This window comes from uncultured Pseudokineococcus sp. (genome assembly GCF_947499845.1).
GTDB lineage: Bacteria > Actinomycetota > Actinomycetes > Actinomycetales > Quadrisphaeraceae > Pseudokineococcus.
On record NZ_CANMPM010000019.1, the window covers coordinates 11,717 to 33,106 of the forward strand.

The following is a 21,390-nucleotide window of genomic DNA, read 5'->3' on the forward strand; positions in this document are numbered from 1 at the left end:
CCGCCGGTCCCCTCCCCGGGGGGCCGGCGGCCGCACCCGTGACGACGACGCACCCTCGAGGAAGGACGGCGATGGCCGACCAGCAGGACGCCAGCACCCCCGACGCCCCGCAGGGGGCGGGCCGCCCCGAGACCTACCCGCCGCCGCCGGAGCTCGCGCGCGACGCCGTCGCGCAGCCGGAGCTCTACGAGCGGGCGGCGGAGGACCGCCTGGCCTTCTGGGCCGACCAGGCGCGCACCCTGCTGGACTGGGAGACCGAGCCCACCGAGGTCCTCGACTGGAGCCGCGCGCCCTTCGCCCGCTGGTTCGGCGACGGCCGGCTCAACGTCGCCCACAACTGCGTCGACCGGCACGTGGACGCCGGGAACGGCGACCGGGTGGCGATCCACTGGGAGGGCGAGCCCGGCGACCGGCGCACCATCACCTACGCCGAGCTCGGCCGGGAGGTGCGGCGGGCGGCCAACGCGCTGCTCTCCCTCGGCGTCCGCCAGGGCGACCGCGTGGCGCTGTACCTGCCGATGATCCCCGAGGCCGTCGTCGCCATGCTGGCGTGCGCGCGCATCGGTGCGCCCCACAGCGTCGTCTTCGGCGGCTTCAGCGCGGACGCGCTGCGCAGCCGCGTCGACGACGCGGAGGCGGTCGTCGTCGTGACGGCCGACGGCGGGTACCGCCGTGGGGCGCCCTCGGCGCTCAAGGCCAACGTCGACGAGGCCCTCGGCGACCCGGCCCGCGGCGGCGGGTCCGTCCGCAAGGTCCTCGTCGTGCGCCGCACCGGCCAGGACGTGGCCTGGGACGACGACCGGGACGTCTGGTGGCACGACGTCGTCGACGGCGCGAGCGAGGAGCACGAGGCCCCGGCGCTCGAGGCCGAGCACCCGCTCTTCATCCTCTACACGTCCGGGACGACGGGGAAGCCCAAGGGCATCCTCCACACGAGCGGCGGCTACCTCACCGGCGCCGCCTACACGCACCGCAACGTCTTCGACGTGCGCCCCGAGAGCGACGTGTACTGGTGCGCCGCCGACATCGGCTGGGTCACCGGGCACAGCTACATCGTCTACGGGCCGCTCGCGAACGGCGTCACGCAGGTCATGTACGAGGGCACGCCCGACACCCCCACGCGCGAGCGCTGGTGGGAGGTCGTCGAGCGCTACGGCGTCACGCTGCTCTACACGGCGCCGACGACGGTGCGGACCTTCATGAAGTGGGGCGCGGAGCTCCTCGAGGGCCACGACCTGTCGAGCCTGCGCCTGCTCGGCAGCGTGGGCGAGCCCATCAACCCCGAGGCGTGGACCTGGTACCGCACGCACGTCGGCTCGGGCCGCACCCCCGTCGTCGACACGTGGTGGCAGACGGAGACCGGCTCGATCATGATCTCGCCGCTGCCCGGCGTCACGACGACGAAGCCCGGCTCGGCGCAGCGCCCGCTCCCGGGCGTCGGCGCGGCGGTCGTCGACGACGCGGGCGAGCCCGTGGCCCCCGGCGGCTCCGGCTACCTCGTGCTCACCGAGCCCTGGCCCTCGATGCTGCGCGGCATCTGGGGCGACGACGACCGCTACGTCGAGACCTACTGGTCGCGCTTCCCGGGCCGGTACTTCGCCGGGGACGGCGCGCGCCTCGACGAGGACGGCGACGTGTGGCTGCTCGGGCGGGTCGACGACGTCATGAACGTCTCCGGCCACCGCCTGTCGACCGCCGAGATCGAGTCGGCGCTGGTGAGCCACCCGCGCGTCGCCGAGGCCGCGGTGGTGGGAGCGGCGGACGACACGACGGGGCAGGCCGTCTGCGCCTTCGTCATCCTGCGCTCGGACGGGGCCGACGGCGCCGGCGCCGCGGACGGCGAGGCCCTCGTCGCCGAGCTGAGGAACCACGTGGCGCGGGAGATCGGCCCCATCGCCAAGCCGCGGCAGGTGCTCGTCGTGGCCGAGCTGCCCAAGACCCGCTCGGGCAAGATCATGCGCCGGCTGCTGCGCGACGTCGCCGAGGGCCGCGAGACGGGCGACGTGACGACGCTCGCCGACAGCTCGGTGATGAGCACGATCCGCTCAGGGATGCGGACCTCGACCGAGGACTGACCGGCCCGACCCCACCGCCCGTCCCTCGCCGACCGACCCTCGTCGTCGGCCGGGGGCGGGCGGCGGCCCCGGGACGACCAGCCCGGCGCGGCGACCCCGGGGCCGCCCGCCCGAGGGGCGAGGGGGCGATCACGTGCGTAGGCTCGCCGACCGATCGGTGGCCACCGCGGTCGGACGTCGGGCGGGCCCACGGGGCAGGCCTCCGGGCACACCTCGGGGCGGAGCAGAGCCCGCGCCGGGCGCGGCCACCACGATCGCCGCACCACGCGGCGGCACGACGAGCAGCGGGAGAAACGCAGTGGCAGAGGACAAGACCGTGGGCCAGCTGGTCGTCGACATCAAGCGCGACCTGACCGACCTCGTGAGGACGGAGGTGGCGCTCGCCAAGGCCGAGCTCGCCGACGACGCCAAGGCCGCCGGCATCGGCGCGGGCCTGTTCGCGGGCGCCGCGCTCTTCGGCTTCTTCGCGCTCATGCTCCTGCTCGTCGGCGGTGCGCTCGCGCTCGCCCTCGTGCTGCCGACCTGGGCGTCCTTCCTCATCGTGGGCGGGGTGCTGGTGCTCCTCGCCGGCGTCCTGGCGCTCGTGGGCAAGGGCCGCATCTCCAAGGTCAAGGCGCCGGAGCGGACCATCGCGACGGCGAAGAGCTCCGTGCAGGCGCTCAAGGGCACCCGCTGACGACGCACCTCCCCACCACCGACGACGGGTCGGCGCCCGAGCCGGGCGCCGACCCCGTCCTCGTCCCGGGCCCCTGGCAGCACCGGCTCGTGCCGGCCGGCGGCGCCCGCTTCCACGTGGCGCTCTGCGAGCCCCCCGGCCCGCCCGCCACGGGCAGGGCAGGGCGCGCCGACCTCGTCGTCCTCCTCCACGGCTTCCCCCAGCACTGGTGGGCCTTCCGCCACCAGCTCGTCGCACTGGCCGCCGCGGGCCACCGCACCGCTGCGATGGACCTGCGGGGGGCGGGCGCGAGCGACAAGACCCCGCGCGGCTACGACACGCCCACGCTCGCCTCCGACGTGGCGGGCGTCGTGCGCGCGCTGGGCGCCTCGCGGGCGGTCGTCGTCGGCCAGGGCCTCGGCGGGTCGGTCGCGTGGGCCATGCCGGCGCTCGAGCCCGCCACGACCCGCGCCGTCGCCGCCCTGTCGGCTCCCGCCCCGCCGACCACCGCCCTGCGAGCGCTGTCCCCCCGCCACGTCGTCAGCCACCGCCACGCGCTGGGGCTGCAGACGCGGCTCGTCGGCGGTCACCGGCTGCAGGGCGACCTCGTGCCCGAGCTGCTGGCCCGCTGGGCCGGCCCCGGCTGGCCGAGCCCGGCGGAGGCGCGCCGCTACGCCGAGGCGATGGCCGCGCCGTGGGCGGCCCGGGCGGCCGTCGAGCGGCACCGCTGGGAGCTCCGCTCGCCGCTGCGCCGCGACGGGCGGCGGCTGCGGGCGGCGCTGGAGCGGCCGGTGGACGTGCCGGTCCTCCAGCTCCACGGCGAGCTCGACGGCCTGGTGCCCCTCGCGAGCGCGCGCCCGCGGCGCGCCCCGGCGCAGCACCGCCTCGAGGTCCTGCCCGGCGTCGGCCACTTCCTCGCCGAGGAGGCGCCGCAGCAGGTGACCGACGAGCTCCTCCGGTGGCTGGCGGACCTGCCCACCTGACGGGCGCCGGCCTGACCTGCTCCCCGGGCGCACGTCCCCGCCGCCCGCTGGCCGGGGGAGAACGGGCGGGTCAGGCCGGCACGCACTCCTGCGTGCTCACCGGCGCCGACGCGCCCGCGGCCGCGTCGAGGACCTCGGCGGACTCGTCGAGGGTCAGGGCGTAGCCGGTGGACGGGTCGTCGACGGACCGGGCGAAGACGACGCCGACGACGCGCCCGTCGAGGTCGACGAGGGGTCCACCGGAGTTGCCGGGCTGCACGTCGGCGCGCAGCGAGTAGACCTCGCGGGTCACCCCGGGCTGCCCGTAGACGTCCTCGCCGAGGGCGGTGACGACCTGGCGCACGCGCGCCGCCTCGGCGTCGTAGGGCCCGTCGAGGGGGAAGCCGAGGACGGCCGCCGCGTCCCCGGGCGCCAGCTCCTCCCCCAGCGGGAGGGCCGGCGCGGCCAGCTCGTCCACCGACAGGACCGCGAGGTCCCGCTCGGGGTCGTAGAGGACGACCTCCGCGGGCAGGCGCGGCCCCTGGCCGCCCACCTGGACGGCGGGGGCCGTGACCCCCGCGACGACGTGGGCGTTGGTGACGACCCGACCGGGCGCGACGACGAAGCCGCTGCCCTCGACGCCCCGACCGCACGCCTCGGCCACCCCGGTGACCTTGAGGACGCTCCCCCGGACCCGCTCGGCGACGGCGACGGCCTCGGCGCCCGCCTCGGCGTCCGGGGCGTCGACGGGCGCGATGGGCTCCTCCCGACCCGTGAAGACGCGGGGGAAGCCGCCGGCGTCGAGGGCCGACCCAAGCTCGGCGAAGACGGTGCCCGCCTCCACCGGCACGGCGCGCTCGAGCGCGGACGCGATGGTGCTGTCCTCGACCGCCCGGGAGACCGTCGGGACCGGCGCGGTGCGCAGGGCGCCCGCGGCGAACCACACGAGCGCCCCGACGAGGAGGACGGACATCGCGGCGCCCAGCAGCCCGTCGAGCAGCCGGAGGGGGCGCCAGGGCACGAGGTCGCGCAGCCTCGCCCCGACCGCCACGAGCAGCGCCTGCCCGAGCAGGGCGGCCACGAGGACGCCGCCGAGCAGGAGGACGACCCGCTGCCAGGGCGGCTCCCACCCGGCCAGCGCGCCGGGGAGGAGGGCCGCGGCGACGGCGCCCCCGCCGAGGAAGCCCACGAGCGAGAGCAGGCCGACGACGAGGCCGCGCCGGAAGCCCGACAGCGCGTAGACGAGCGCCAGCAGGACGACGACGACGTCGACGACGACGCCACCGGCGCCGACGACCGACCCGAGCCCGCCGCCCGCGGCGCCCGGCGCGGGGACGACGAGCTCGTGCGCCACCCGCAGCGCGCCGCTCACGCGGGCACCTCACTCCGGGGGCGGGAGGGCGGCGGTGGGGGCGCGGCGACCCGGCGCGCGCCGTCCCAGGGCCGCGAGAGCCCCGCGGCGTCGAGCAGGGCGGCGAGGAGCGCGGCGGTGAAGCCCCAGACGAGCAGACCCCCGACCTCGAAGCCGGGCCCCTCGCCGCGCAGGCGCCCGCGACCGGGCGCCGCGGGGCGCTCCCACGTGACGACGACGCGGCGCGCCGGGTCGACGAGCTCGGCCAGCGGCGCGCGCAGGACGCGCGCGACCTCCTCGGCCGCGCCGGGCGCCACGGGCGAGGGCACCGGCTCCCAGGCGAGGACCGGGGTGACCGCGAAGCCCTCGGGCGGCACCCGGAGGACGGGCATGCGCCCCAGCACCTGCACGCCCGCGGTGGCGAGGCCCGTCTCCTCGCGGGCCTCGCGCAGGGCGGCGGCGACCTCGTCGGCGTCCCCGGCGTCGACGGCCCCGCCCGGCAGCGCCGGCTGCCCGGCGTGCGCGCGCAGGCCGGCCGCCCGCTCGAGGAGCAGGACGTCGCCGGGGAGCGCGTCGGCGCCGCCGGCGACCGGGTCGGCGGCGGCAGGCGCGGCCGTGCTGCCCGGCGAGAGGCACACGAGGACGGCGGCGCGCCGGCCCTCCCGGCGCCCCGGGGGTCCGACGGGCCGCGCGGCGCCGCCGAGCGCCGCCAGGCGCCGGGCCGCGTCCGGTGCGCCGTCCACGAGGCGCTGGACCCACCACGGCGCCGACGACCCGTCCGCGGACGCCGCCCCGGCGCTCACGCGCGCCCCCGGTCGCGCACGAGGGCGGCGGCCCGCACCGGGTCGAGCTCGCCGGAGGAGCCCGACGGGCAGTCCCGCTGGACCGGGCAGGCGCCGCACGCCGGGCGCCGCGCGTGGCACGTGCGGCGCCCGTGGAAGATCAGGCGGTGGGAGAGCAGCGTGAGGTCGCGCCGCTCGAAGAGGGCGTCGACGTCGCGCTCGACGGCCACCGGGTCGGTCTCCTCCGTCCACCCGAGCCGCCGGGCGAGGCGGCCGACGTGCGTGTCGACGGTGGTGCCGGGCACGCCGAAGGCGTCGCCCAGGACGACGTTCGCCGTCTTGCGCCCGACGCCCGGGAGGGTCACCAGCTCCTCGAGCCGGGCGGGCACCCGCCCGTCGTGCTCGACGACGAGCTGGTCGGCCAGGCGCAGCAGGGTGCCGGCCTTGGCCCGGTAGAAGCCCGTGGGCCGCAGCACGGCCTCGAGCTCGGCGCGGTCGGCCCCCGCGAGCGAGGCCGGGTCGGGCCAGCGCGCGAAGAGCGACGGCGTCACCCCGTTGACGCGCTGGTCGGTCGTCTGCGCCGAGAGCACCGTGGCGACGAGGAGCTCGAAGGGCGAGGAGAAGTCCAGCTCGCACCGCGCGTCCGGGTACCGCTCCGCCAGCGCGCGGTGCACGCGGCGGGCGCGGCGCACGAGCGCCAGCCGCGACCCCGGCCCCGACGCCGCCCCGGGGGCGCGGCGCGGCGGCGCGGGGACGACGGGCAGGGCGGCGGGCGGGAGCACGCGACGACGATAGGCACGCCCCCTGACGGCGCACTGGGAGCGGTCCCTCCTCCGGCCCTGCGGGGCGGCTCGCCCGGGCGCCGCCGACCGCGTCGCACGGGTGAGAGCGCCGCGACCGGTGCCCGGGGCGCTCAAGGGCGCTCGGCCCGCCGACGAACCACGGGCATGGACGACGACCTGGACGAGCTGAGGCGCCTGCGCGCCGGGCTCGTCGCGCGCTCGGAGCGGCTGCGCCTGTGGTCGCGCCTCGTGCGGGCCCGCACCGACCTGCTGACCGCCCGCCTGTGCCCGCCCTCGACCCCGGAGGAGCTCCGCGAGGACGGGCTGGCCGAGATCGCCGACCTCGTCCTCGGCTCGGCGCCCGCCCCGGGCGGCGGCGAGGACCCGGCGGCCGCGTTCGTCGACCTCCGCCGGGCCCGCCACGACCTGGTGCGCCGCCGCGAGCACCTCGACGACCTCGTCTGCTGGGCCACCGCCGAGCTGCTGCTGGCGGCGGCCGCGCCGGGCGCCCCCGGCCCCGGACGGGCGCTCGCCGTGGTGCCGTCGCCGGTCGCGACGCCCCCGTGCCCCGCCGTGCCGCTCGCGGCCGAAGCCCCGGAGCGCCCGCCCGCCGCGGTGCGCCCGCCGGCCCCGCTCCGCCCGTCGGCCCCGCTCCGCCCGTCGTCGCCGCCCCGCCCACCGGCCCAGCGCCGGCCCGTGGACCCCGTCCCCGGCGGCGGACCCGCGCTGCCGCTCGCCGGACCCGGCCGCGCGTCCGGGACCTGCCACACTCCCGGCTGAGGTCGACCGGCGCCGGGCCGGTCGAGGAGGAGGTCAGCGGTGGACGACGCCGTCCGGCGGGCCCCGCTCTTCCGCGGGGTGGGCGACACGGCGGCGGGCGCGCTGCTCGCCTCCATGGGTCGCGTGGAGCTCCCCCGGGGCGCCGTCCTCTTCCGCGAGGGGGACGCGGGCGACCGCCTCTACGTCATCGTCTCCGGCACCGTGAAGCTCGGGCGTCGCGCCGCCGACGGCCGCGAGAACCTCCTCGCCGTCCTCGGCCCCTCGGAGATGCTCGGCGAGCTGTCGCTCTTCGACCCGGGCCCGCGCACCGCGACGGCGACCGCCGTGGCCCCCGTGGTGCTGGCCGGCCTCGGCCCCGAGGAGCTCGACAGCTGGCTCTCCGGGCGTCCCGAGGTCGCCCGCCACCTCCTGCGGGCGCTGGCCCAGCGCCTGCGCCGCACGAACGACGCCGTCGCCGACCTCGTCTTCACCGACGTCCCGGGGCGCGTGGCGGGCGCCCTCGTCGACCTCGCCGACCGCTTCGGGCAGCCCGCCGCCGACGGCTCCGTCCGCGTCCCCCACGGCCTCACGCAGGAGGAGATCGCCCAGCTCGTGGGCGCCTCCCGCGAGACGGTCAACAAGGCCCTCGCGGACTTCAGCGGCCGGGGGTGGCTGCGCCCCGAGGCCCGCGCCGTCGTCCTGGTCGACGTCGAGCGCCTGCGCCGCCGGGCCCGCTGAGAGCCGGCGCGCCGCTAGGGCGCGCCACCGCCGACGGGCTCGTGGGCGAGGAGGGAGAGCGCCGCCGCGCTGGAGCGCGTCGCCGCCGGCCGCAGCGCGGCGTCCAGGTCGGGGTAGACCCGCGCCACCACCTCGGCGGGCGTGCGAGCGCCCGCGCGGACGGCGGCGCGCACCTCCTCCAGGCGGGCCCGGCGGTGCGCCGCCAGCGCGGCCAGGACCTCGCCCGGCCGACGGACGACCGGCCCGTGGCCGGGCAGCAGGGCGACGACGCCCCGCTCGTCCACGAGCGCGGCCAGCCGCTGGAGGGTCCCCAGGTAGGCGGCCAGGTCGCCGTCGGGGTGCGCGACGACGCTCGTCCCCCGCCCCAGCACCGTGTCGCCGGTGAGCAGCAGCGCGCCCTCGCCGGGCACCTCGAGGAGCAGGCCCACGGAGTCGCCCGTGTGCCCCGGCGCGGCGACGACGGCGAGCCGGGCGCCGGGCAGGTCCAGCGCGTCGCCGTCGCCGAGCCCGGGCGTGCCCCGCGCGGCGCCGCCCTGCAGGTCGGCGTCGGCCGCGCGCAGGGGCGCCCCGGCGAGGGCGGCGAGGCGCGGCGCCCCGGCGCGGTGGTCGTCGTGGTGGTGGGTCAGGACCACCAGGCGCGTCCCGCCCAGGCCGTCGGCGACGTCGAGCACCCGCCGCAGGTGACCCCCGTCGTCGGGCCCGGGGTCGACGACGACGGCGCCGCCGCCGAGCCCCAGCACCCACGTGTTCGTGCCCTCGAGCGTCATGGGCCCGGGGTTGGGCGCCAGCACGCGGTGCGCCGCCGCCCCGACGCTCCCCTCCGCGGCCTCGTCCGCGGCGCCGCTCACGCCGACCCGCCCGCACGACGACGACGGCCCGCAGGGCACCGGCTGCTCACAGGACACCCCCTGCTCACACGAGACCCACGGGGTCGGGGTGCTCGGGCAGGTCCGCGAGCAGGTGCAGGTCGTCCGGCGCGCCGGCGACGCGCGGCAGCACCTCCTCGAGCGAGCGGCGCGTGCCGAGCAGCCCGGCGAGGTCCTCCGCGGCGGCCAGCTCCTCCAGCGCCACCCGCGTCGGCGGCAGGAGCCTCACCCGGCCCTCGGCCTCGGCGTCGAGCAGCGCCGCGGGGCGCCACCAGGCGCCCCCGACGGCCTCCTGCTCGTGGCCCGGGTGCCCCTGGTGCCGGGCCCGCGCGCCCGCCGGCACCGCGGCGACGAAGAACCAGGTGTCGAAGCGGCGGGCCGCCGGCTCCGGCGTCGTCCAGCGCGCCCAGGGGCGCAGCAGGTCGCTGCGCAGGGCGAGCCCCCGGCGGCGCAGCAGGTCCGAGAGCGCCAGCTCCCGGCGGGCCAGGGCGGCCCGCTCGGCGTCCTCGTCCTCCGCGGAGACCGGCAGGACGGTGGCGCCCGGGTCGGGCGCGACGTCGTCGACCTCGGCGAGGAGCACCCCGCACTCCTCGTACGTCTCCCGGACGGCGGCGCACAGCAGCGCGGCAGCGTCCTCGTCCGGTAGGCCGAGCCGCCGGCCCCAGCCCTCGACGGGGGCGCCGCGCCACGGGACGTCCGGGTCGGCGTCCCGCTCGTCGAGCCCGCCACCGGGGAACGCCGTGGCGCCGGGCGCCGCCGGCAGCCCGTCGGCGCGGCGCAGCACCCAGACCTCCACGCCGGTGCCGGCGAGGGGCGGCTCGCGCACGAGCATCACCGTCGCCGCCGTCACCGGCTCGGCGGGCGGCTGCGGGACGCCCCGCTCGACGGCGTCGCGCAGGTCGGTCGGCAGGGGGAAGCGGCGGAGCACGGACGACCTCTCGAGGGGTGCGGGGCGGCCTCCGACCGGGTGGGCCCGGCCGGCGGGCCAGCCGGTCGGGTCAGCGGTCGCGGGAGGTGACGAGCGCCTGGAGCTCGACCTCGACGGGAGCGTCGAGCGGCAGGACGGCGACGCCCACGGCGCTGCGCGCGTGCGTGCCGGCCTCGCCCAGCACCTCGCCGAGCAGGGCGCTGGCCCCGTTGACGACCGCGGGCTGCCCGGTGAAGGCGGGGTCGCTGGCGACGAAGCCGACGACCTTGACGACGCGCACGTCGTCGAGCGTCTCGCCGTCGCGCAGCTGGGACGCGACGGCGGCGAGCGCGTTGAGCGCGCACAGGCGCGCCAGCTCCGCCGCGTCGCCGGGCGGCACGAGGGCCGGGCCCTGCGGGTCGGGGACGCCGTCGCCGACCTTGCCCGTGGTGACGAGCGACCCGTCGCGGATCGGCAGCTGCCCCGACGTCCACACGACGTCGCCCGCCCGCACCGCGGGCTGGTAGGCCGCCAGCGGGGGCACGACGTCGGGCAGCTCGAGCCCGAGCTCCGCGAGGCGCTCCAGCGCACCCACGCGCCTCAGCCCTTCGGGCGCTTGAGGTAGGCGACGAGGCCGTTGCCGTCGGGCCCCGGCACGACCTGCACCAGCTCCCAGCCGTCCTCGCCGAAGTTGTCGAGGATCTGCTTCGTCGCGTGGATGATGAGCGGCGCCGTCATGTACTCCCACTGCTGCATGGCCGCGACCCTAGCCCCGGGCTCCGCGCCCCGGCACGGCGCGGACGGCGGGCTCGGGCTGGCAGCGGGGGCACCACCACGTGCGGCGCTGCTCGGGGTCGCCCGCGACCTCCGCCCGCACCCGCACCGTCGTCCCGCAGCGCAGGCACGGCTTGCCGGCCCGCCCGACGACCCAGTGCGAGCGCCCGCGCCGAGTGTCCCCCGTCGTCACCTGGTAGGCGCCCGGCACCTCGACCGAGTGCCGCAGCATCCGGGCGACGAGCGCCACGAGCGGGGGCAGGTCCACCTCGCCGACGGGCGTCCACGGGTCCAGCCCGCGCAGGAAGCACGTCTCGTCGGCCCACATGTTGCCCACGCCCGCGAGGTTCCGCTGGTCGAGCAGCGCCACCTTCACCGCCCGCTCCGGTCGCGCGGACAGCCGCCGCAGCGCCTCCTCGGCGCCGCCGTCGGCCCAGTCGCCGCCGAGCAGGTCCGGGCCCAGGTGCCCGACGACGTCGCCCTCGGCCGCCGTCTCCACGAGCTCGACGACGGGCATCGACAGCGCCACCGCCGTCGGGCCGGGCGCCCCCTCGGCCACGCCGGGCCCTCCCGTCGTCGCGAGCAGCACGCGCACGTCCGGCTGCACCCGCCGCGGCAGCACCTTCCCCGGCCCCAGGACGGTCCAGGACCCGTCCATCCGCAGGTGGGTGTGGAGCGTGAGGCCCCCCGAGAAGCGCGTGAGCAGGTGCTTGCCGCGCGACGCCGTCCCCAGCACCGCCCGTCCCGACAGGTCGGCCGTCGCGTGCCGCGGCACCCGCAGGTCGCTGCGCTGGACCGTCGTCCCCGCGAGCCGGGCGTCGAGCGTCCGCGCGACGAGGTAGACGCTGTCCCCCTCCGGCACCTGGAGATCGTGACCCGTGACGCGTCGACCGGCATCCCGCGCTGGTCCGAGACCGCCGGTGGGCCCTGGGAGGTGTGCGGGCACGAGCGCGGTCGGGCGTGGGGACTGTCGCGGGGGGCCGGGTGCGGGTGGTGGCGCGCACGCTCCGGCACTGGCTCGGCGCGCGGTGGTCACCGCAGACGGGGGTCGGGGCGCCGGCCTGACGTGCTCTCCGCGTCCGCCCCACCACCCGCGCGAGGCAGGTCACCCGCACCTGGGCCGACTCACCGGCCCTGTGGCCGACCGCCCACGGCGAGCGTCCGCCCGAGCGGGCGGGGACGGGCGCGCGGAGAGCACGTCAGGCCGGCGCCCGGACCCCTGCGGCACCCGGCCGCAGAGCGCCGAGCCAGTGCCGGAGCGCGCCCGGCCCCGCCCACGGACCCAGCCGTACGCGCCCGACCGGCTCGCTCGTGGCCGGTGGAGCCCCCGGGATGCACCGCGCCCCCGCCCGCAGGTCTGCGGACGGGGGCGCGGCGAGGCCTGGTCGCGGCTCAGCCGAACAGCGGCTCGCCGTCGGCGACGAGGCGCCAGTCGACGGCGGCGAAGTCGGCGGGGTCGATGGAGCCCGTCTCCTGCGCGCGGTCGATGAGGAGCTGGCGGATGTCCTGCTGGCGGTCGTGGACGAGCGGCGCGGAGGCGACGTGCGGGAAGCCGCCGCCGCCGGAGCGCCGGTAGTTGTTGACGGCGAGGACGACCTCGTCGTCGTCGCCGAGGGCCTGGCCGTCGATGCTGAGCGGCCCGACCCGGGAGCCCGCCGGCTGCGCGAGGTCGATCTCGTAGGAGACGCCCGCGAGCTGGTCGAGGTTGTAGTCCGGCGTCGTGCCGGCCGACAGGGACGTCGGGTCGGCGGGGTCGCCGGGCGGCACGGACGCGTAGTAGCGCGCCGAGTACTCGAGGTAGTCGTGCAGCTCGGCGCCGGTCATGCGCACGGCCTGCAGGGTGTTGTCGTAGATGTAGAGGCCGGCGACGTCGCGGATCGTCACCTCGCCGGCCGGGAAGACGGCGTCGGCGCGGAACGGGGCGGCCACCGAGACGACGGGCAGGTCGGCGTCGGGCGTGCCCGCGAGGCCCTGGCGGACGGCGTCGCGCTGGACGTCGTGGACGAAGTCCATGATCGCCGTGTCGCGCCAGCGGGCGTCGCGGGCGCTCAGCTCGGTGGCCGAGGTGGCGACGACCGTGTCGACGTAGTCGAGGGTGCGCTGGTGCCAGGGCTGCATCAGCGCGGTGAAGGCCGGGTCCTCGGGGAAGTCGCCCGCGCGCAGCTCCTCGACGTCGGCGCCGGTGACGCGGTACTCGCCGCGCACGCGCTCGAGGTGGAGGTCCGAGGCCGTCACCGAGGCGCCGTAGCGGTAGGGCTGGGTGACGAGGACCCGCTTGCCGGGCTCGACCGCGGAGTCGACCCACGCCTCGGGGAGGTCCTGGTGGCTGTGGCCGGCGACGACGACGTCGACGCCGGGCACCTGCGCGGCGATGGCGTCGCTGACGTTCTCGGGCGGCAGCACGGTGTCGTCGTAGGAGGAGGCGCCCGAGCGGCCGGAGTGGGACAGGACGACGACGACGTCGGCGCCCGCGGCGCGGACCTCGGGCACGGAGCGCCGCGCGGCCTCGACCATGTCGCCGAAGGCCAGGCGCCCCTCCACGTTCTGCTCGTCCCACACCTGCGAGCCCGGCGTGGTGAGGCCCACGATCCCCACCTGGACGGGCTTGCCGCCGCCGGTCGGGCGCACCCGCTGGATCGTCCAGGGCTGCAGCGCCGGCTCGCCGGTGGCGACGTCGGTGACGTTGGCGCCGAGCAGCGGGGCGTCGAGGTCCCGCTCGTAGGCGCGCAGGAGGTCCAGGCCGTAGTTGAACTCGTGGTTGCCGACGACCTGCGCGTCGTAGCCGATGGCGTCGAGCGCCGTGGCCATCGGGTGCTCCTCGCCGGTCGCGGTGACCGGACCGGTCGTGGCCGACCCGCGGGCGGCCACGTAGGTGAGCGGCGTGCCCTGGAGGGAGTCCCCGTTGTCGACGACGAGGACGGAGCGCTCGCCGCGGTCCTCGCGGACGGCCTCGACGGCGGAGGCGACGTGCGAGAGGCCCTGCTCGGAGCCGGCGGCGTAGGGCTGGGAGCGGAAGTAGTCCCAGTCGAGGACGTTGCCGTGCAGGTCCGTCGTCGAGACGAGCGTGAAGGTGGCGCTGCGGGCGCCCTCGGCGCCGCGGCCCGGCCCGTCGCCCGGCGCGGCCGCCGCCATCGGTGCCGTCCCGGCGACGAGCGCGGCGGCGGCGAGCGCCGCCACCGAGCCGGCGCGCGCCCGACGTCGTCCTGCCGGTGCTGTCTGACTGCCCACGGGTCCTCCTGGTCCGGTCGGGCCCGCTCGGGCCACGACTCCTCCACGGCTGCGGCGGGCCTCGTGGGCCCGACCGGCCGCTGCCGTCGTCCGCCGGCGGCGGACGACGTCCCCGACGAAGGCGCGAGGAGCGCGGCGCCAGGGCGGCGGCACCGTAACCCGTCTGACCGGTCGGTCCGGTTGGTCGCAGGTGTCCCGTCGGTGGCGGGGAGGTGACCGTGCGCCCCCCGCACCGGCGGGCGAGCGGGCGGTCGGGCGACGGTCTGCGGCGGCGCCACGGCGTGCGTAGGTTGACGGCCATGTCGTCCGCGCCCGACGCCGCCCCCGACACCGGCGACCGGCGAGGCGACGGGCGCGAGGGGCCGCCGCTGCTGTTCCCCGGCACGCGGCTGCACGTCGTCACCGGCAAGGGCGGCACGGGGAAGACGACCACGGCGGCCGCGCTGGCGCTGGCGCTCTCGCGCGGCGGTCGACGGGTGCTCCTGTGCGAGGTCGAGGACCGCCAGGGCGTCGCGCGCCTGTTCGGGCTGCCGCCGCTGCCGTACGAGGAGCGCACGATCGCGGCCACGCCGGGGGGCGGCGAGGTCGTGGCGCTGGCGATCGAGCCGCGGGCGGCGCTGCTCGAGTACCTCGACCTCTTCTACAAGCTCGGCCGGGCCGGGCGGGCGCTGGACCGGGTGGGCGCCATCGACTTCGCCACCACGGTCGCCCCCGGCGTCCGGGACGTCCTGCTCACCGGCAAGGTCTACGAGGCGGTGCGCCGCCGCGGGCGCGGGAGGGGCGCCGAGCGCGAGCACGCCTACGACGCCGTGGTCCTCGACGCGCCGCCGACGGGGCGCATCGGCCGGTTCCTCAACGTCAACTCGGAGGTGTCCGGCATCGCCCGCGTGGGGCCGGTGGCGACGCAGGCCGAGTCGGTCATGCGGGTGATGCGCTCGGCGGCGGCCCGGGTGCACCTCGTCACGCTGCTCGAGGAGATGCCCGTGCAGGAGACCGTGGACGGCGTCGCCGAGCTCGAGGCGGCGCGGCTGCCCGTCGGCGCCGTCGTCGTCGACCAGGTGCGCTCGGACACCCTGCCGCTGGAGCTCCTCGACGACGCCCTCGCCGGCCGCGTGCCGGCCTCGGCGGTGCGCGACGGGCTCGTGGAGGCGCGCGTGGTGCGCCGCGACGCGTCGGGGGCCGGCGTCGTCGAGGGGCTGCTCGCCGAGGCGGCCGAGCACGACGAGCGCCTGGCGCTGCAGGACCGCGAGCAGGAGGCCCTCGTCGCCACCGGGCGACCGCTCGTCGAGCTGCCGCTGCTGCCCGGCGGCGTGGACGCCCGCGGGCTGGAGGTCCTCGCGGACCGCCTCGTCGAGCAGGGGCTGGCGTGAGCGCCGCTCCCGGGCGCGCGGCGTCGGGGCCCGCCGGCCCGGTGCTCGACGTGGACGCGCTCCTCGACGACCGCTCGACCTCGGTGCTCGTGTGCTGCGGCAGCGGCGGGGTCGGCAAGACGACGACGGCGGCCGCCCTGGCGGTCCGCGCCGCCGAGCGCGGGCGCCGGGTCGTCGTGCTGACGATCGACCCGGCGCGGCGGCTCGCGCAGTCGCTCGGCCTGGCGGAGCTCGACAACACGCCCCGGCGCGTGGAGGACGTCGGCGCGGCGGCCGGCGGCAGCCTCGACGCGATGATGCTCGACATGAAGCGGACCTTCGACGACGTCGTCGAGGCCCACGCCAGCCCGGAGCGCGCCCGCGCCATCTTCGACAACCCCTTCTACGAGGCCATGTCGTCGTCCTTCTCGGGCACGAGCGAGTACATGGCCATGGAGAAGCTCGGCCAGCTGCGGGCCCGGGCGAGCGTGCCCGGCGGCGACGGCAGCGAGCCGTGGGACCTCGTCGTCGTCGACACGCCGCCGAGCCGGTCGGCGCTGGACTTCCTCGACGCCCCGCGCCGCCTGTCGAGCTTCCTCGACGGGCGCTTCATCCGCCTGCTGCTCGCGCCGGCGCGCGCGGGCGGGCGCGCCTACGTGCGGGTGCTGTCGGGGGCGGTGAGCTCGGTGACCGGCGCCCTGTCGCGGATCCTCGGGGCGCAGTTCCTCGACGACCTGCAGTCCTTCGTCACGGGGCTGGACGCCGTCTTCGGCGGCTTCCGCGACCGCGCCGAGCGCACCTACGCGATGCTCGCCGGCCCGGGGACGGCCTTCCTCGTCGTCGCGACGCCGGACGAGGACGCGCTCCGGGAGGCCGCCTACTTCGTCGAGCGGCTCGGCGCCGACGGGATGCCCCTGGCGGGGCTGGTGCTCAACCGGGTGCAGACGACGGCGCTCCCCCGCCTGTCCGCCGAGCGCTCCTGGGCCGCGGTCGTGCACCTCGAGGGGCGCACGGCCGACGACGAGGAGGACGGCACGGCGCCCGAGGCGCTCTCGCGCGGCGAGCACGCCCTCGCGGCCGGGCTGCTGCGCCTGCACGCGGCGCGCATGTTCCGGCTGGAGCGCGAGCAGGAGCTCGCGGCGCGCTTCGGCCGCGAGCACCCGGACGTGGCGGTCGCGCAGGTGCCGGCGCGCCCCCGCGACGTGCACGACCTCGAGGGCCTGCGCGCCGTCGGCGTCGACCTCGGCGGGGCCGCCTGAGAGGTCTCCGGTGGCGGAGCCGCCCCAGAGGGCTCCGGCGGCGGAGCCGCCCCAGAGGGCTCCGGCGCCGGAGCCGCCCCAGAGACGTCCGCGCCGGTCAGCCGCGGACGACGGCGAGCCGCGGCGCCGGCACGCCGGCGGCAGCGCGGTGCTCGTCGCGCGCGGTGAGCAGGACCTGGGTCCACGAGGTGACGTCGGGGCGGCGGCGCAGCAGGGCGCGGCGCTCGCGCTCGGTCATCCCGCCCCAGACGCCGAACTCCGTGCGGCTGTCCAGGGCGTCGGCGAGGCACTCGGTGCGCACCGGGCAGGAGCGGCAGACGAGCTTGGCGACGTTCTGCTCCGCACCGCGGACGAACAGGGCGTCCGGGTCGCCGCCACGGCAGGCGCCCTCGTCCATCCAGCTGCGGTCCACGGACGTCGTGCCGGTCACGGCCTGCGCCGCGCTCGTCATGGCGGTCATCGCCACACCCCTCCCCCTCGGTGCCGCGGCGTCCCCGGCCCGCTGCTGGGCGGGCGCCGCACGGCGACGGTAGGCGCGGCGCGGGGCGCGGCGACAGGGTGCCGGGGGACCACCTGGGGACCAGATCTGCACGGTCCCCCACGGGTCGCGGGCTAGTCAGGACGGACTAGTCACCGCACGGCGCCTGGCTTTCTCACGCGGTCCCGCCTCGTCCGTACGGGCGACGGCGCGAGCACGGGAGGAGGTCGGCGCCCGACGCGGGAGCGCCGCTGCCCGGGCCCGTGCGGCGGCCACGTACCCTCGGTGGTATGGCAGGACGACCGAGCAGCCCGCCCGGGGCCGACGCGCCCCGGGAGACCCCCGACGCGCGCCCTCCCCGCCGCACCCGCTCCGCCCGCGCCACCGCCGCCGGGTCGGCCGGCTCGGTCGGCACCGGCCTGGCCACGCTCGTCGGCGGCGGCGTCGTCGCGGGCCTGCTCGTCGCCGGGCTCGCCGTCCCCGTCGTCGCCACCGCGGGCGCCGGCGCGGACGCCGCCGTGGACATGTTCGAGGACCTGCCCACGCAGCTCGACCCCTCCGCGCTGCCGGTGCGGTCGACGATCCGCTACGCGGACGGCTCCCCCATGACCGGCTTCTACGCGGAGAACCGGGTCATCGTGCCCCTCGACGCCGTGGCCCCGGTCATGAGCGACGCCGTGGTCGCCATCGAGGACTCGCGCTTCTACGAGCACGGCGGCGCGGACCCGCAGGGGATCGCGCGCGCCTTCGTCAACAACGTCACCGGTGGCGGCACCCAGGGCGCCTCGACGCTGACGCAGCAGTGGATCAAGAACGTGCTCCTGCAGCAGGCCCGCGAGGCCGGCGACGAGGACGCCGTCACCGCGCTGACGACGCCCAACGAGGCCCGCAAGGTCCGCGAGATCCGCCTCGCCATCGCGGCCGAGGAGGAGTACTCGAAGGACCAGATCCTCGAGAACTACCTCAACATCGCCCTCTTCGGCGCCAACACGTACGGCGTCGAGGCGGCGTCCGAGTACTACTTCAGCAAGCCCGCCTCCGAGCTGGCCCTCCCGGACGCGGCGCTCCTCGCCGGGATGATCCAGAACCCCTCGTTCTACGAGCCGACGACGAACCCGCAGGACGCGCAGGACCGGCGCGACGTCGTCCTCGGCCGCATGCTCGAGCTGGGGAAGATCGACCAGGCGCAGCACGACGCCGCCGTCGCGGTGCCCATCGCCGACCAGCTGCGGATCGACAAGCCCGCGAACGGGTGCGCGCCGGCGGGGGCGACGGCCTACTTCTGCGACTACGTCGTCCAGACCATCCTCCAGGACCCCGCCTTCGGCGAGGACCGCGACGCCCGCGTGCGCGCCCTGTACCGCGGCGGCATCGACGTCACGACGACCCTCGAGAGCGGCCGTCAGTACGCCGCGTGGCAGCAGGTCCAGGACACCGTCCCCGTCGACGACTCCTCGCAGGTCGGCGCCACCCTCGTCTCCGTCGAGCCCGGCACCGGGAAGGTGCGGGCGATGGCGCAGAACCGGATCTACACGACGGCCCCCACCGACGAGCGCGGCTACACCAACATCAACTACAACGTCGACGAGGACCTCGGCGGCGGACGCGGTTTCCAGCCGGGCTCGAACTGGAAGCCCTTCACCCTCGCGACGTGGCTGAAGGAGGACAACACCCTCCGGGAGTCCGTGACGGCCGCCCCGCGCCGGACCGTGTTCCCCGCCTCGGACTTCCGGGCGTGCGGCAACCGCCTCGTCGACGACTGGGAGGTCCGCAACAGCGAGGGCACGGGCACGGGCCGGATGACGGTGCTGCAGGCCACCTACGACTCCGTGAACACCGCCTACGCCTCGATGGCGACGGAGCTCGACCTCTGCGACATCCGCGCGACGGGGGAGAGCCTGGGCGCCCACCCGGCGTCCCCCGAGTCGGTGCCCGCGTCGCAGGACGGGCGACTGGGCGTGAACCCCGCCAACGTCCTCGGCTCGGACCCCGTCGCCCCGCTCACCATGGCAGCGGCCTACGCCACCTTCGCCAGCGGCGGCACCTACTGCCCGCCGCGTCCGATCGAGAGCGTCGTCGACCGCGACGGCCAGCCGATCCAGCCCACGGTCGAGTCCTGCACCCAGCCCCTCGCGAGCGACGACCACACGAGCGAGCAGATCGCCAACACGGTGACGTACGCGCTCGAGAACGTCTTCACCCGTGGCACGGCGGAGCGCGTCGGCCGTCCCGACGGCCGGCCCGCGGCGGGCAAGACCGGCACGACCAACAAGATGGTGCAGACCTGGTTCTCCGGGTACACCCCCCAGCTGGCCACCACGGCGTGGGTGGGGCACCCGGACGAGACCGCGACGTCGCTCAGCGACGAGCGCATCAAGGGGGTCCGGCGCACCGTCTACGGGTCCACCTACGCGGCGCCCATGTGGCGCGACTACATGGAGCAGGCGCTCGAGGGCCTGCCCGAGGAGGACTTCGGGCCGCCGGCGTGGGACCTCGTGGGCACCTTCTCGAGCTCCGACAGCTCGAGCAGCTCGAGCAGCTCCTCGGACGGCGGCGAGGACCAGTCCTCCTCCAGCAGCTCCGGCGACGAGGGCGACGACTGAGCCGGGCCCGACCGGCACGCCGAGGGCGTCCCACCCACGGGTGGGGCGCCCTCACGGCGTCCGAGGGGGCCGTCAGCGGCCCTGGAGCTGCCGCCGCACCTCGGCGGCGACCCGGCCGCCCTCGGCCAGCTGGCCGACGCGGGGCCGCACGGCTCCCATGACGGAGCCCATGGCTCCCATGCCGGTGCGACCGGCGGCTGCCGCCGCGGCGACCTCCTCGGCGACGAGGGCGCTGAGCGCCGCGTCGTCGAGCTGCGCCGGCAGGTACTCGGCGATGACGGCCTCCTCGGCCGCCTCCCGCTGCGCGCGCTCGGCCCGGCCGGCGTCGGCGAAGGCGGTGGCGGACTCGCGTCGCTTCTTGGCCTCCGAGCGCAGGACGGCGAGCACCTCGTCGTCGGACAGCTCGCGTGCGCTCGTGCCGGACACCTCGGCGGTCCGCAGGGCCGTCAGGACCGAGCGCAGCGTCGTCGTCCGCAGCTCGTCGCGGGCGCGCATCGACGTCGTCAGGTCCTCGCGGAGGCGCGCCGCCGTGCCCCCGCCGTCGGCGCCGCCGGTGGTCCCCTCGCTGGGTGCGCTCATGGTGGTGATCACAGCACACTGGCCCGCGTGACGTCCTCCTCGATGCCCCTCTCCTCCGGCCGGCCCCGCTCCGGGGCGGCGGCCGCCGCGCGAGGAGCGGCCCTGGGGCTCGCCGGGGTCGCGGGCGCGGGCGTCGCCGCCCTGGCGTGGGGCGCCGGGTACGAGGTGCGGGCGCCGCGCCTGCGGCGCGTCGAGGTGCCCGTCCTGCCGCCCGGGGCCCGGCCGCTGCGGGTGCTGCACCTGTCCGACCTGCACATGACGCCGGACCAGCGCGCCGTCCCCCGCTGGGTGGCGGGGCTCGCCGACCTCGAGCCCGACCTCGTCGTCGACACCGGCGACAACCTGGCGGCGCTCGACGCGGTGCCGGCGGTCCTGCGCTCCCTCGACCGCCTCCTCGACCGGCCGGGCGTCTTCGTCCTCGGCAGCAACGACCGCTACGTGCCGGGGCGCGTGAACCCGCTCGGCTACCTCGGCGGCCCCTCCCGGCTCGCCCCGCGCCGGCAGCCCCTGCCCACCGAGGACCTCGTGCGGGGCCTCGTCGACCGCGGCTGGGTCGACCTCGACGACGCGCGGACGACGCTCGAGCTGGGCGGCCTGCGCGTCGACCTCGTCGGCGTCGACGACGCGCACATCGGCCTCGACCACTACGACGTCGTCCGCGCGCCCGCCGACCCCTCCGCCGACCTCTCGCTCGGCGTGATGCACGCCCCCTACCGGCGCGTGCTCGACCCCATGGCGCGCGACGGCCTCGACCTGCTGCTCGCCGGCCACACGCACGGCGGGCAGGTCTGCGTCCCCTTCCTCGGGGCGCTGGTGACGAACTGCGACCTCCCCCGCCGCTGCGCGAGCGGCCTGCACCGCTGGCGCGCCGGCACCGGGCCCGTCGATCCCCCGGCCACCGACGGCGTCGGGACGGACGAGCGGACGGGCGAGACCTGGCTGCACGTCTCCGCGGGCCTCGGCACGTCGCCGTACGCGCGCGTCCGCTTCGCCTGCCCGCCGGAGGCCACGCTGCTGCGGCTGGTGCCGCGCGCCGGCTGAGACCCGCGCCGCTCGCCGCCCCCGGGACCGACGACCGCTCCGGGGACGACGACGGCCGGCCTCCCTGGTGGGAGACCGGCCGTCTGGTGGTCGGGGTGACAGGATTTGAACCTGCGACCTCCTCGTCCCGAACGAGGCGCGCTACCAAGCTGCGCCACACCCCGGTGGAGCGGGGCAAGCCTAGCCGAGGCCGGGGGGTGCC

The 21,390-nt window shown here is 77.8% G+C and carries 20 protein-coding genes and 1 tRNA gene; 9 read left to right on the top strand and 12 right to left on the bottom strand.

The features are described 5' to 3' along the window. Positions 1–71: 71 nt before the first annotated feature. The 3 genes from acs to Q0789_RS14320 all read left to right on the top strand — a co-directional run bounded on the left by acs (position 72) and on the right by Q0789_RS14320 (position 3,713). A complete protein-coding gene (gene acs / locus Q0789_RS14310) occupies positions 72–2,075 on the top strand; it encodes an acetate--CoA ligase (protein ID WP_298806374.1) in 2,004 nt (667 codons plus the stop codon). 298 nt (positions 2,076–2,373) lie between these two features. Continuing rightward, on the top strand, positions 2,374–2,751 hold the full coding sequence (locus tag Q0789_RS14315) for a phage holin family protein (protein ID WP_298806376.1): 378 nt from the start codon (positions 2,374–2,376) through the stop codon (positions 2,749–2,751). Positions 2,752–2,840: 89 nt separating this feature from the next. Continuing rightward, entirely contained in the window at positions 2,841–3,713 is an 873-nt protein-coding gene (locus tag Q0789_RS14320) for an alpha/beta hydrolase (protein ID WP_298806378.1), read from the top strand. Between the two features lie 70 nt (positions 3,714–3,783). On the opposite strand, the gene Q0789_RS14325 is transcribed toward Q0789_RS14320, so the two are convergent. The 3 genes from Q0789_RS14325 to nth are packed head-to-tail and all read right to left on the bottom strand — an operon-like array spanning position 3,784 to position 6,526. Beyond that, positions 3,784–5,064 (bottom strand): MarP family serine protease, encoded by a 1,281-nt coding sequence (locus Q0789_RS14325; RefSeq protein ID WP_298806380.1) that lies wholly within the window; start codon positions 5,062–5,064, stop codon positions 3,784–3,786. Next, the gene (locus tag Q0789_RS14330) at positions 5,061–5,846 is read right to left on the bottom strand and encodes a CoA pyrophosphatase (protein WP_298806381.1); all 786 of its coding nucleotides are present in this window, start codon (positions 5,844–5,846) and stop codon (positions 5,061–5,063) included. Before Q0789_RS14330 ends, Q0789_RS14325 begins: the two co-directional genes overlap by 4 nt. After that, positions 5,843–6,526 (bottom strand): endonuclease III, encoded by a 684-nt coding sequence (gene nth, locus Q0789_RS14335; RefSeq protein ID WP_363325909.1) that lies wholly within the window; start codon positions 6,524–6,526, stop codon positions 5,843–5,845. The genes Q0789_RS14330 and nth overlap by 4 nt, the downstream gene beginning before the upstream one ends. Before the next feature lie 246 nt (positions 6,527–6,772). Between nth and Q0789_RS14340 the strand changes: the two genes are divergently transcribed. Continuing rightward, positions 6,773–7,387, top strand: coding sequence for a hypothetical protein (locus tag Q0789_RS14340; protein WP_298806385.1), 615 nt, complete (start codon positions 6,773–6,775; stop codon positions 7,385–7,387). Between the two features lie 39 nt (positions 7,388–7,426). Continuing rightward, positions 7,427–8,104, top strand: a complete 678-nt coding sequence (locus Q0789_RS14345) for a Crp/Fnr family transcriptional regulator (RefSeq protein ID WP_298806387.1) — start codon at positions 7,427–7,429, stop codon at positions 8,102–8,104. 14 nt (positions 8,105–8,118) lie between these two features. On the opposite strand, the gene Q0789_RS14350 is transcribed toward Q0789_RS14345, so the two are convergent. The 6 genes from Q0789_RS14350 to Q0789_RS14375 all read right to left on the bottom strand — a co-directional run bounded on the left by Q0789_RS14350 (position 8,119) and on the right by Q0789_RS14375 (position 13,879). Beyond that, positions 8,119–8,952, bottom strand: coding sequence for an MBL fold metallo-hydrolase (locus Q0789_RS14350; protein ID WP_298806388.1), 834 nt, complete (start codon positions 8,950–8,952; stop codon positions 8,119–8,121). A 64-nt stretch (positions 8,953–9,016) separates the two neighbouring features. Beyond that, the gene (locus Q0789_RS14355; RefSeq protein ID WP_298806389.1) at positions 9,017–9,898 is read right to left on the bottom strand and encodes a hypothetical protein; all 882 of its coding nucleotides are present in this window, start codon (positions 9,896–9,898) and stop codon (positions 9,017–9,019) included. A 70-nt stretch (positions 9,899–9,968) separates the two neighbouring features. After that, positions 9,969–10,472 carry a RidA family protein gene (locus Q0789_RS14360; protein ID WP_298806391.1) on the bottom strand — a complete coding sequence of 168 codons (504 nt, stop codon included), beginning with the start codon at positions 10,470–10,472 and terminating at the stop codon, positions 9,969–9,971. A gap of 5 nt (positions 10,473–10,477) precedes the next feature. Then, complete coding sequence (locus Q0789_RS14365; RefSeq protein ID WP_171203742.1) at positions 10,478–10,633, bottom strand: hypothetical protein; 156 nt, start codon at positions 10,631–10,633, stop codon at positions 10,478–10,480. Positions 10,634–10,643: 10 nt separating this feature from the next. Then, positions 10,644–11,513 (bottom strand): DNA-formamidopyrimidine glycosylase family protein, encoded by an 870-nt coding sequence (locus Q0789_RS14370; RefSeq protein ID WP_298806395.1) that lies wholly within the window; start codon positions 11,511–11,513, stop codon positions 10,644–10,646. A gap of 530 nt (positions 11,514–12,043) precedes the next feature. Continuing rightward, on the bottom strand, positions 12,044–13,879 hold the full coding sequence (locus Q0789_RS14375; protein ID WP_298806397.1) for a 5'-nucleotidase C-terminal domain-containing protein: 1,836 nt from the start codon (positions 13,877–13,879) through the stop codon (positions 12,044–12,046). A 299-nt stretch (positions 13,880–14,178) separates the two neighbouring features. Between Q0789_RS14375 and Q0789_RS14380 the strand changes: the two genes are divergently transcribed. Both Q0789_RS14380 and Q0789_RS14385 read left to right on the top strand, forming a co-directional pair. Then, positions 14,179–15,249 carry an ArsA-related P-loop ATPase gene (locus tag Q0789_RS14380; protein ID WP_298806398.1) on the top strand — a complete coding sequence of 357 codons (1,071 nt, stop codon included), beginning with the start codon at positions 14,179–14,181 and terminating at the stop codon, positions 15,247–15,249. Then, positions 15,246–16,487: an ArsA-related P-loop ATPase gene (locus Q0789_RS14385; RefSeq protein ID WP_298806399.1), complete on the top strand. Its 1,242-nt coding sequence runs from the start codon at positions 15,246–15,248 to the stop codon at positions 16,485–16,487. The genes Q0789_RS14380 and Q0789_RS14385 overlap by 4 nt, the downstream gene beginning before the upstream one ends. Before the next feature lie 97 nt (positions 16,488–16,584). Here Q0789_RS14385 and Q0789_RS14390 read toward each other — a convergent pair whose 3' ends face one another. Then, a complete protein-coding gene (locus Q0789_RS14390; RefSeq protein WP_363325910.1) occupies positions 16,585–16,884 on the bottom strand; it encodes a WhiB family transcriptional regulator in 300 nt (99 codons plus the stop codon). A 371-nt stretch (positions 16,885–17,255) separates the two neighbouring features. Here Q0789_RS14390 and Q0789_RS14395 point away from each other — a divergent pair, with 371 nt between their 5' ends. Next, entirely contained in the window at positions 17,256–19,568 is a 2,313-nt protein-coding gene (locus Q0789_RS14395) for a transglycosylase domain-containing protein (RefSeq protein ID WP_298806401.1), read from the top strand. 72 nt (positions 19,569–19,640) lie between these two features. Here the strand turns inward: Q0789_RS14395 and Q0789_RS14400 are convergent, their stop codons facing one another. Beyond that, on the bottom strand, positions 19,641–20,147 hold the full coding sequence (locus tag Q0789_RS14400) for a GatB/YqeY domain-containing protein (RefSeq protein ID WP_298806402.1): 507 nt from the start codon (positions 20,145–20,147) through the stop codon (positions 19,641–19,643). Positions 20,148–20,174: 27 nt separating this feature from the next. On the opposite strand from Q0789_RS14400, the gene Q0789_RS14405 reads away from it, so the two are divergent. Further along, positions 20,175–21,188, top strand: a complete 1,014-nt coding sequence (locus Q0789_RS14405) for a metallophosphoesterase (RefSeq protein ID WP_298806403.1) — start codon at positions 20,175–20,177, stop codon at positions 21,186–21,188. Positions 21,189–21,275: 87 nt separating this feature from the next. On the opposite strand, the gene Q0789_RS14410 is transcribed toward Q0789_RS14405, so the two are convergent. Further along, a tRNA-Pro gene (locus Q0789_RS14410) sits at positions 21,276–21,352 on the bottom strand. Between the last annotated feature and the right edge of the window lie 38 nt (positions 21,353–21,390).

Excerpts from the sequence above, each read along its gene's own strand:
- acs (WP_298806374.1), top strand. The coding sequence starts at position 72 with ATGGCCGACCAGCAGGACGCCAGCACCCCCGACGCCCCGCAGGGGGCG.
- Q0789_RS14340 (WP_298806385.1), top strand. The coding sequence starts at position 6,773 with ATGGACGACGACCTGGACGAGCTGAGGCGCCTGCGCGCCGGGCTCGTC.
- Q0789_RS14365 (WP_171203742.1), bottom strand. The coding sequence starts at position 10,633 with ATGCAGCAGTGGGAGTACATGACGGCGCCGCTCATCATCCACGCGACG.
- Q0789_RS14380 (WP_298806398.1), top strand. The coding sequence starts at position 14,179 with ATGTCGTCCGCGCCCGACGCCGCCCCCGACACCGGCGACCGGCGAGGC.
- Q0789_RS14390 (WP_363325910.1), bottom strand. The coding sequence starts at position 16,884 with ATGGACGAGGGCGCCTGCCGTGGCGGCGACCCGGACGCCCTGTTCGTC.
- Q0789_RS14395 (WP_298806401.1), top strand. The coding sequence starts at position 17,256 with ATGGCAGGACGACCGAGCAGCCCGCCCGGGGCCGACGCGCCCCGGGAG.
- Q0789_RS14400 (WP_298806402.1), bottom strand. The coding sequence starts at position 20,147 with ATGAGCGCACCCAGCGAGGGGACCACCGGCGGCGCCGACGGCGGGGGC.